Genomic DNA, 10,589 nt, shown 5'->3' on the forward strand with positions numbered 1-10,589 from the left:
ATCTCATCTTTAAAGTTAATTAGCCATTCCACTTCATCGTAATTTCTAACTCACCAGTATGTTCATCCACACCTTCTTTTTCCTCGACAAAGCCATTCATTTTATAAAAATCTCTCGCCAGTTTATTTTTTGAATAAACGTTAAGAACTAAATCACTTCTTTTACCGAAGGCATCGAATAGTAATTTCTTTCCAATCCCTTTACCTTGAAAATCAGGATGCACAAATATTGACGCCAGAATGTTATCAACCAAACTGATAAATCCAACAATTTCATCATTATATTTGGCAACTACAGTTTCAGCACCAGGAATATATATATTCATCATATCCTCCTTACATGAGTGCCAAAAACTCTCGCTAACAAAATGATGACACTTAATTGAAGCAAGATACCAAATATCTACAACCCTTCTTATCTCTTCCGCATCGCCATTCAACTCTGTTAAGACCACGTTTTTAATAGATTGTGAAGTCATGATTATTTATCTCCATATTTATTAATGAATAAAACTGACTCTTTTCTTCATTTTTCCACGACGTTCCGCTAGTCGGTCTCGTCTCGACATAGCCTCTTCTTTATTGACCAAATTTATTTCCTGTTTTTCACCGGACTCAATATAGGAAATAAGAGTCGCCATATTCGTGTATGTGAAGAAATCGACAACTTTTAACGGGAAAGGTAGGAACTCATTCAAAACATTTGTGATTCTAAGCAGTTTTATTGAGTTAGCCCCTAAATCAAAGAAACTGGTTTTAAGGTCTATTTGATCTACCTCTAAAATTGAGGAGAATACCTCAAGTACTTTATCTTTATAGCTTGAACCCTCTAAATCAGCAATATTTTTGCTCGTTAAATCAAGATCAGGCAGGCTTGCTAAATCGACTTTCCCATTCGTTGTCAATTTAATTTCATCCACCGCTTTGAATATGCCAGGCACCATGTAATTAGGAAGAGATTCAGATAAATAACGTCTTAGGCTATTCTCTTCAATATTTTGACTAGAAACGTAATAAGCAACTAGCTGATCTTCTCCATGAACCTTTTTGATAACCACAACGGCATTACGGCATGCGTCATATGACTTTATTTTTGTCGCTATTTCATCTAGCTCAATTCTATAGCCTCTCAATTTTATTTGATTGTCTACTCTACCGATATATTCAATGTCACCCTCACCGTTAAAAAAAGCCAAATCACCGGTTTTATATAGTTTTGATTTATGATCAAAGGGGCTATCAATAAACTTTTCAGCGGTTAAATCCGGCCGATTCAAATATCCTCTGGCAAGGACTCTTCCCCCGATATAAATCTCACCGGGAACACCTATTGGTTGAGGATGCAAGTTTTTATCTAAAATATATATTTTCGCGTTATTTATCGGTCTACCTATCGGAACAACCGGGTTTTCTTGTTGATCTTGTTGATATCGATAGATCATACAACCAACCGTAGCTTCTGTCGGGCCATATTCGTTACAAATAGTTACGCCAGGTTTCAGTTTATCTGTTATTTCTTTACACAATTGACTTTCTAATTGTTCGCCGCCGAGAATAAACGTCTGTAATGAACTTTTATTATCACAGATTTGATTAAGTAGATTTAATTGCGAAGGTGTGATCTTGACATGACTTAGATTTTGGCTCTTAGCCACATCTTGCAACGCTTCAAATGACTCTTTATCGATAATTTCTATTTCTCCGCCAGAAATTAGCGGGCACCAAATAGAAGTCACGGTTAAGTCAAACGCAAGACTGGTAAACAAAGGATAAACCGAACGATAACCCTCTGAATGGTAGGCGCTAATAGCCCAGTAGATATAGTTCATAACCGTGTGGTGTTCTAGCATCACTCCCTTCGGTTCTCCGGTAGATCCTGAGGTAAATATAGTATATACAAGGTCATTTTCAGAGTATGCCAAATTTGGTCGTTGATCGCCACCTTCGTTTACCTTCGATAAACTGAGCAAATCATCATGATAAATAATATGTTTAATCCCATTAGATAAAATCTTGTTTACCCGCTCTTCCGGAGTAGATATATCAATCGGAACATAGGCCGCACCTAATTTATTTATCGCAATTAACAGCGCTATCGTATGAATGCTAGCACGGCATTTAACTGCAATAAGCTCCTGATACTTAACACCTTTTGAATAGAGATTGTTTGCAATTTGGTTAGATAGCTCATCAAGTTCCGCGTAAGTGACGCTAATACCTTGTTGTCTAATGGCGATATCATCTTGATATTTTTCTACCGCCGCCTGCCATGCGAAAGTTAAGTGAGCAGGCCCAGGTAATGAAACATCATTATTATTAAAATCAATAATTAACTGATTATATTCCTTTTCATCTAAGAAACCGAGTTCAGATAATGTTTTTTCTGCATTATACGCTATCGATTTTAATATTCTGGTGAACTGTTTCAGGATGCTATTAATAAAATATTGTTCGTATTTTCCAGCATTATAACTGAGTTTTAAAATCGCGGAGTCAAGTAAATTGACTTCTAAGCTCAGATTGAAATTTGTGGTTTCAGACGTTGTATATGAAAGAATATCCACACTGGTTGACATCTGTTGTAACCTTCTCGAAATTGGGTAATTCTCTATCACCACAATACTATCAAAAAGATTATGTTTTATTTTATTAATGCTTTGTATTTCAGATATCGGATATTCTTTATAAGCATCTCGCTCCAATATCGTGGTTTGTACACTCTTCATGATACTGATGAGAGTCATTTGACTGGATAAATTATCAATTAACAAAGGCGGTGTTTGAATATATAAACCAATGCTATTTTCAATGCCAGAAATTAAATTATCTCTACCGGATACTGTGGTACCAAAGCAAATGGACTCAGAATCATTATACTTAGCTAAAACAGTTGACCAAGCTGCGTATATTGCAATAGCCAGCGTAAATCCATTATTTTTACAATATAACTCGACCGCGTTTATTAGATTTTTATCTAATGTACATTCAATTTTACCGACGCCTTTTGAGAGCAAATTTTGTTTACTTGGTAAACTCATTGCCGCTCCCTGAGATATGGCACCCTGCCAGAACTCTCTGGCTTTATTACATTGCTTCACTTTATTTAAATGAACAATATAATCTTGATAATCCAAAATGTTGCCAACACATTTTAATTGAGGATGATCATAATAATCCCAAAGTTGGGTTATTAATAGCCCCAGACTCCAACCATCCATGCAAATGTGATGATATTGAACATGAAGTATATAATTATCTTCGCCTGCTTTATATAAGTTAATTTTAACTGGGCAATGTTCTAAATCGATTTCAGTTTTCTGAGAGACTATTTGATTAATATTTTCTTGATCTGCCCTATAACTATTATTTTCAAATGTTCTGAAATCTATGTGAAGCGGTTTATTGTCAAAAATAATCTGAACTGGATGGCTTAACCCTTTCCAGCGATAAACTGTTCGTAATGCTTGATGTTCCGATACCACTCTGTTCCACGCAATTTCTAATTTCTTTTCATCAATCAGACCCGCAATGGTTAAGGTAAAGTTTGTCACGTAAACATCTTTACTGCCCTCTTCAATGGAATGATAAAGCATCCCTTCTTGCATTGGACTTAAAGCGACAATGTTATAATTCACAGGCATTTTCTAATCCATCCATTCCATTATATTTTATGTGACTTATATATTTCATGGGCATTTTCTATGCCCATTAATATATTGGAAATTTTCAAATACCCATCTGATATTACTGTTGTATTTCGCATATCCTGGAGCATACAGTAGTAATGTTCCAAGCTTTCCGTCTCAATAATGACAATATCTTGAAAATCAGCAGAAAACCCTTCCGAATCTACGGTTCTAAGACTAATAAAATCATGGTACTTCACCAGAATTTCAGGCAGCGATTCATTCTGCAATTGCTCTCTTTGAGAACGATTTAAAGCATTCCATTTATCACTAAAAACCAATGTCCAAATAATCACATATTTCATATAAATCACCGATTGAAATTCAGATCGCTTACTATTTTATTTATCAAGCTACTTGGGAAACTATTAAGGTAAAAATGATCTCCATCAAAAGTACTATGAAGGAATTTACCATTTATATAATCTTGCCAGGAAGAGATCATTTGAGGAGTGACTGCAACGTCATATAGGCCGGAAAAACTATGCACTACCGTTTTATCACTAATTTTCGCATCACTCATACGCCAGGACTCTATTATTCTAAAATCACTCCGCACAATATCTAACATCATTTTCATCACCACACGGTCTTCACAAAAGTCCTTCGAACCGCCCAATTTCTCAAGATATTCGGTTAACTGATCATCATTGAATGACGCACGCGATAAATTCTCTTTATTTTTTAAGTGCGGGGGTTTGAAAGCTGAAATACCTAACCAAACAGGGGATAAACCTAAATTCTGTAACCTTAGCGTTAATTCATACGCGATAAGGCCACCCATACTATGGCCGAAAATAGCAAATGGCTTATCCGTCTGAATTTGATTCAGAAATAACTCGATAACCTGCTCCATCGATTCCGGGAGCGGCTCACCAAAACCCATGCCTCTTCCCGGTAACTCAAGAGCGATACACTTTATCCAGCCCGGCAATAAATGTGACCAAGGTCGATAAAGCATGTGCGAACCACCAGCATGGTGAATCAAATAGAGCCGAACATCAGCATTTTTACTATTGTTAATATCTATAAAATTTTTCATATTTTTAAAAATGTCAATAAAATGGAGCGGGTTTCGGTTTCACTCCATTATATCAATCCACTAAAAGTTAAATTCTAAAAGGCTCTCATCTTTAGGAATATCCAAATTCACTTCTGCATGTTTAACGTATTCAGAAATAGGAACATCCGAATGATTTAAGATATTATTGACCAGATCAATATATCTCTCTATGAAAAATTTAATCTTTTCACTGGTAAATAATGCACTCTTATATTCAAAGCTAAATTCATATCCACCGCCGATCTCTTTCACAAAGAACGCCAGGTCAAATCTGGCACTTTCTTGTTCTATTTCATATCGGCTTAACTTCAAATTAGGCATTTCAAAATCAGCCATACCAATATTCATATATGAAAATACGGTATCGAATATCGGCATTCTATTTTTCTTAGGTTTTACATTTATTGCTTTAACGATTTCTTCAAATTGAATATTAGCATTATCAAATGATGAGATAACAACATCAGAAACAGAGTTAACTAAATCTCTAAAAGTCATCGTTTCATCAAAATCAAATGGAATTGGCAGAAGGTTGACAAACATCCCTATGACATCTTGCAACTCACTTTGTGGCCTACCTAATATGGGCGTTCCAATACAGAATTTCGCCTGCTTTGTTAAATCAGCTAATAGCAAATAGTAGGTAGATATGAAGATCATGAAATTGGTCGCACCATCTCTACTGAACATATTAACCAATCGTTCTGTAGTTTCATTTTCTAAATAAAAGTAAAGTCTCTCCCCACAATCATCTGTGATATGTTCCCGGTCAAAATCACATGGGAGTTTAATTTCTGGTATGTTTTTCAGCTTGTCTAACCAAAAATCCTTTTGCGCTAATACCCTACAACTATTTGCTATTTCACTTTGCCAAATAGTGTAATCTTTATATTGTATATTGAGAGGAGCTAATTCTACCCCCTGGTAGATATCCAGAAAATCTCTCACAAAAATATCCTGAGATAAACCGTCAGATATAATGTGGTGAATATCCAAGAAAAATAGATATTCATATTGTTTTAATTCAATAAGAATTGGCCTAATTAACGCGTCTTTATGTAAGTTGAATGGTTTTATTAACTGCTTTATCTGCTCTTTAACTTGAAGCGGATTTAATCCTGCTGTATTGAATTTAATATGCTTGAGTTCAACAGTGGGTTCTTTATGACATTTTTGTCTCGGTTCACCATTAACTAATATTATCGAAGTTCTAAGGGATTCATGTCGTTGGATTAATTTCTGTAGCGTTTCACCGAATTTTGGGATATCCAAGTGGCCGACAATATTAAAAACCGCAGTTTCATTATAAGCAACAGATCCTTTATCGAACATTTGTTGCAAATAGATACGTCTCTGACCGGGAGACAACGGATACGAATCCTGTTCAGCAACAGCTTGAATCACCTGATACCCTGATGTTTCAGATTGACTTCCGGCAAATTCGGCAATTTCTTTGACCGTTGGATGTTTGAAGAAATAGGTCAATGGCACATCAATATTGCAGTTCTTGTGTATTTGCGACAATAAAGTGATCGCTTTAAGAGAGTTGCCGCCTAAATCGAAAAAATCATCTTCTATGCCTAATGGCTTGATACGTAAAAACGCTTCCCATATTCCGACTAGCTGAGTTTCAATTTCGTTACCAGCGGTAACAAAGTCACATTCAAGATCTGGCCTGCCTGAATACTCTTTATTGCTATTATCATTCCCTTGCTCTTCAAGTTGGCTTGGTTTAGACCATTGCGCAATGCGGGCATTAATGTCAGCGGTCGAGATAATTAAAGCGTCTTTTTCTTGATAATTGAGTACATCAGCCAGTAATAAGATACCTTCTTCTTTCGTTACCAATAAGTGCGACAAACTGGTGCCAATTTTTTCATTAATGTCACTTTTTACCGCGACTTCCCAACCATCCCAATTGATCAATGTCCAATTATTCTGGTTATATTGGTTGTGCTGAATGACAAACGCATCTAAATAAGCACTAGCGGCGGCATAAGCATAGAAACCAAGTCCCCCCAAGATTGGCGCAAGTGATGAAATAACAACACAGAAATCATAATCAATTTCCGCTAACGCTTGCTCTAAGACTTCAATTCCTTTTTGTTTAGCTTCAAGGTGTGCCTGAATATAAGCCTTATCAGTTTCAATAATAGACCTTAGTGACGCCTCTCCTGTAATTCCCGCCAGGTAGAATACGCCGTCTATCTTGCCATGATCTTTAATGACGTTTTGAACAAGTTCAGACATGGCATCTAACTCTTTCGCATCAGCTTGGATCAGCTGCAACGAAGAAGCCTGTTTATCTATTTGTTGCCAAGAATTATCCAAATAAGCACTAGAGCGCGACGTAATAATTAAATTAGCTTGATATTCTTTAGCGAGGTAATTTGAAAACGTTTTACCAATAAAGCCCGCGCCACCAATCAATAAATAAGTCCCTTCCTTTTTCAGACTGACGTGATTTCGATCGGCTAAAGACACGTAAGGAACGAAATCCTCACACCATCTTCTGTTATTGCGATACGCAACGGTCTCGCTTCCACCATATGCAATTTCAGCAAGTAACTTGGTCGCTCCGCAATCTGTTGCCATGTCGCCAACGTCTATCGCACGACAAGATAAATCCGGAAACTCTTGACGAATCACGGTGCTTATTGCCATAACCGCCGCTGATGATGGATCAATGCTCTTTTCACTGCATACCACGACGGCATATTTCACCAGCAAAGTGATATTTCTAAGAGTACTGTTGGTTGTTTGCGCACGATATGACTTTAAGAGATGAAGAATTTGTGATAGCAATTCATCGACAGCCAGCGCTGAATCAATACAATCAACAACAATGTTCGATACAGAAACATGACTCTGTTCGAGTAACTTAAAGAGTTGATTAAAGTCTTCTTGGTTATCGGATCTAATTTGGCTTTCGCCATCCAGATCAAACACCTTCTCGTTGCTCACATGAATCTTTATTAATTTCTTGTAGTAACGTTGTAAGCGACTCTCCATACAGCATGTTGGCGCCGATGGCTGTCCGAGTCGTAGCAAGAGCGTTGTTTCATCACTTGATGGCGCATTTGATGTGTTCAACGGCTGTTGTTTCCAGCCATGTTGATAAAACCAGTCAGACATCCGCTCTTTCCGTTCAACTTTTTTCTCTGCTTTTACTGCGTTTGGCGCGTTAGAGAAAATATTCAGGAAATTTGCCTCTGTGGGCCAAAAAACGCTTCTATCGAAGGCATATCCTGGTAATGGAATACGTCTGCAATTATCGGTAAATCGTACCTTATGCCAGTCAATCTGAACGCCTTGTTGCCACAGTTTACCCAACGCTCCCCAATATGAATAAGGCAGTTCTGGCGCTTTGATCTCTTCTGGCAGTAACTGGATCAGCACATTAAAATCATCTTGAGAGAGATATCGCCGTGTGAGATTGATCAGATCGCGGCCAACACCCACTTCAATAAAAATAGAGGCTTTGTGTTTCTCAATCAGGTGCTCAAATCCCTTGACGAAGCAGACTGTACGTTCAGCCTGTGCTGCCCAATATTCCGCTGACACTGCCTGCGAGGCGGTTAACGGCAATCCCGTCACGGAAGAAATAAGCGGGATCTTTGGCGCACTGAGATTAAATTGAGCCATCACAGCCTGGAGTGCGCCATTAATTTGTTTCATCGCCGGCGAGTGCGCCGCATGTTTAGACTTAATTGGTGTAGTCAGAATACGCTTTTTCTTGAGTATCGCTGCGAACTCTTCGATATTTACTTCCGATCCTGATACGACACACGAGTCTTTATTGTCAATCGCCACAACTATTCCTGCCGGGCATATAGCGTTAACCTCTGCAACAGGCAGCGGGATACTCAACATCGCCCCCGTCGGCAAATCTTGCATGAGTTTGCCACGAGCAATCACAAAATTAATGGCATCTTCCAAGGAAAACACCTCCGCAATTGCCGCGGCGACCAATTCACCAAAGCTGTAACCGAGTAAGCTTGAGGGTTGAACGCCAAGTTCCATCAAGCAACGAGCGAGCGCATATTCAACAATAAAAATGGCCGGTTGAGCGTACTTCGTTTTCTGTAATTCATTTGCAACACCATCGGTAAACCATCTCTCTTTCAGAGATTCACCTAAATGGTGAGACGCTATCGCCAGGCAATGGTCAACAATATCCCGGAATTCTGTATGAGCGTCATACAAGGCACGCGCCATATTGGTATATTGCGCTCCCTGACCGGGCAGCAGAAACACAATTTGATACTCTGCCCCAGAAGCTTTTGTCGGTTGGGAACTGGGTTTTCGCAGGGCTTTAATTAAGTCGTCGCATGAGGAAGCAACCACTGATTTTCGATATTTATGATGTACTCGCCCCTCCTGCAATACGTATGCAACGTCAGATAACCTGATGTCCTGCTTAGTCTGGAGCAAGTCAGCTAAATTATGTTGATTATTGGTGAGTGATTCAGGCGTTTCACCGGAGAGTAAGAACACATTCGGTAATATCTCGGCCTCTGTTTTCAGAACGGTTGGTTCATCCGCTTCCGCTAAAATGATATGGGCATTCGTCCCGCCAATACCAAATGAACTGACGCCGGCAATACGTTTCTTATTTCCTGAAACTGCCCACTCCATTGGTCTATCTACAACTTTGAACGGCGTTTCTTCGATATGTAGCTTGTCATTAGGCACCTTATAGTGAAGGGTTGGTGCGAGTTTCTTATTTTTTAAAGACATCACCGTCTTTATGACACCGGCAACACCAGCCGCTTCATCCAGATGCCCGATATTACTTTTCACCGCACCAAGCATGCATAGATGATTCGAGTCGCCGAACACTTTAGATAGCGCTGATACCTCAATCGGATCACCTATCTCAGTAGCAGTGCCATGACACTCGATATAGCTAATCTCCTCCGGTTCAACGCCAGCCAACATTTGAGCGCTGGCTATCACTTCCGCCTGCCCTTGAACACTCGGAGCGGTAAATCCAACTTTGCGCTGACCATCATTGTTTATCGCGGAGCCTTTGATCACCGCATGAACATAGTCATTATCTTCGATGGCTCTATCCAAAGGCTTAAGCAACAAAATGCCGACCCCACTGCCGCCAACAGTCCCATTGGAGTTAATGTCGAAAGGTCGGCAGTGACCATCCGCTGAACGCACCATGCCTTGCTGATACAGGTAGCCAGACTCTTGAGGTAACGTTAAAGAAACCCCGCCAGCCAAAGCTAAGTCACAATCTCCACTTAAAATTGACTGACACGCCGTATGAATAGCAACCAGCGACGTTGAACAAGCGGTGTGGATCGCCACTACCGGTCCATTCAACCCCAGACGATATCCGGTTCTTGTGATGATGGACTCAGGTAAATTCCAATTCACCACATCGAATGTTTCAGAGGGAGTAAGCTTGCTCTTTAATAAACTCGATATCCAAGGAATGTTTGAAGCCGCCCCGGCAAATAGACCTATTCTTTCATCACTATTTTGGCCTATATAAGCAGCGTCCTCCAATGCATGCCAACAGCATTCGTGTAATAATCGACACTGCGGGTCCATCTTATCAACTTCGTCTTTTAAATATCCGAAAAGATGATTATCAAAGGATTTATAATCTTCAAGCGTCGCTTTAGCTGCTACAAAGTTGGGATTATTGATATCTTCTGCTTTATAACCATTAGCAAGGAGTTCATCTTGCGTGAATCTTTTAATGCTTTCTTTTCCTGATATTAAATTTTGCCAAAACTCCTCTGGGTTTTCAGCATCTGGAAATCGGCATGCCATGCCAACGATGGCAATATCAAATGAATCTGTCATAAGTTAATAACCCAA

At 39.0% G+C, this 10,589-nt stretch carries 5 protein-coding genes; all 5 read right to left on the reverse strand.

Translation table 11 applies throughout. The annotated features are described in order from the left end of the window. Positions 1–19: 19 nt before the first annotated feature. Genes C6H66_RS08135 through C6H66_RS08155 form a run of 5 tightly spaced genes read right to left on the reverse strand, consistent with a single transcriptional unit; the run spans position 20 to position 10,574 of the window. Positions 20–478, reverse strand: a complete 459-nt coding sequence (locus C6H66_RS08135; protein WP_046395321.1) for a GNAT family N-acetyltransferase — start codon at positions 476–478, stop codon at positions 20–22. Between the two features lie 21 nt (positions 479–499). Then, the gene (locus tag C6H66_RS08140; protein ID WP_105395305.1) at positions 500–3,640 is read right to left on the reverse strand and encodes a non-ribosomal peptide synthetase; all 3,141 of its coding nucleotides are present in this window, start codon (positions 3,638–3,640) and stop codon (positions 500–502) included. 20 nt (positions 3,641–3,660) lie between these two features. Continuing rightward, the gene (locus C6H66_RS08145; RefSeq protein WP_046395319.1) at positions 3,661–3,990 is read right to left on the reverse strand and encodes a darcynin family protein; all 330 of its coding nucleotides are present in this window, start codon (positions 3,988–3,990) and stop codon (positions 3,661–3,663) included. A gap of 5 nt (positions 3,991–3,995) precedes the next feature. Next, complete coding sequence (locus C6H66_RS08150) at positions 3,996–4,727, reverse strand: thioesterase II family protein (protein ID WP_105395306.1); 732 nt, start codon at positions 4,725–4,727, stop codon at positions 3,996–3,998. Between the two features lie 60 nt (positions 4,728–4,787). Continuing rightward, positions 4,788–10,574, reverse strand: a complete 5,787-nt coding sequence (locus C6H66_RS08155; RefSeq protein WP_105395307.1) for a type I polyketide synthase — start codon at positions 10,572–10,574, stop codon at positions 4,788–4,790. Positions 10,575–10,589: the final 15 nt, after the last annotated feature.

Origin of the sequence: Photorhabdus hindustanensis (assembly GCF_002968995.1) — a bacterium.
GTDB lineage: Bacteria > Pseudomonadota > Gammaproteobacteria > Enterobacterales > Enterobacteriaceae > Photorhabdus > Photorhabdus akhurstii.

Bases quoted from the DNA above. Each gene is read 5' to 3' on its own strand.
- C6H66_RS08135 (WP_046395321.1), bottom strand. From the start codon at position 478: ATGACTTCACAATCTATTAAAAACGTGGTCTTAACAGAGTTGAATGGC.
- C6H66_RS08140 (WP_105395305.1), bottom strand. From the start codon at position 3,640: ATGCCTGTGAATTATAACATTGTCGCTTTAAGTCCAATGCAAGAAGGG.
- C6H66_RS08145 (WP_046395319.1), bottom strand. From the start codon at position 3,990: ATGAAATATGTGATTATTTGGACATTGGTTTTTAGTGATAAATGGAAT.
- C6H66_RS08150 (WP_105395306.1), bottom strand. From the start codon at position 4,727: ATGAAAAATTTTATAGATATTAACAATAGTAAAAATGCTGATGTTCGG.
- C6H66_RS08155 (WP_105395307.1), bottom strand. From the start codon at position 10,574: ATGACAGATTCATTTGATATTGCCATCGTTGGCATGGCATGCCGATTT.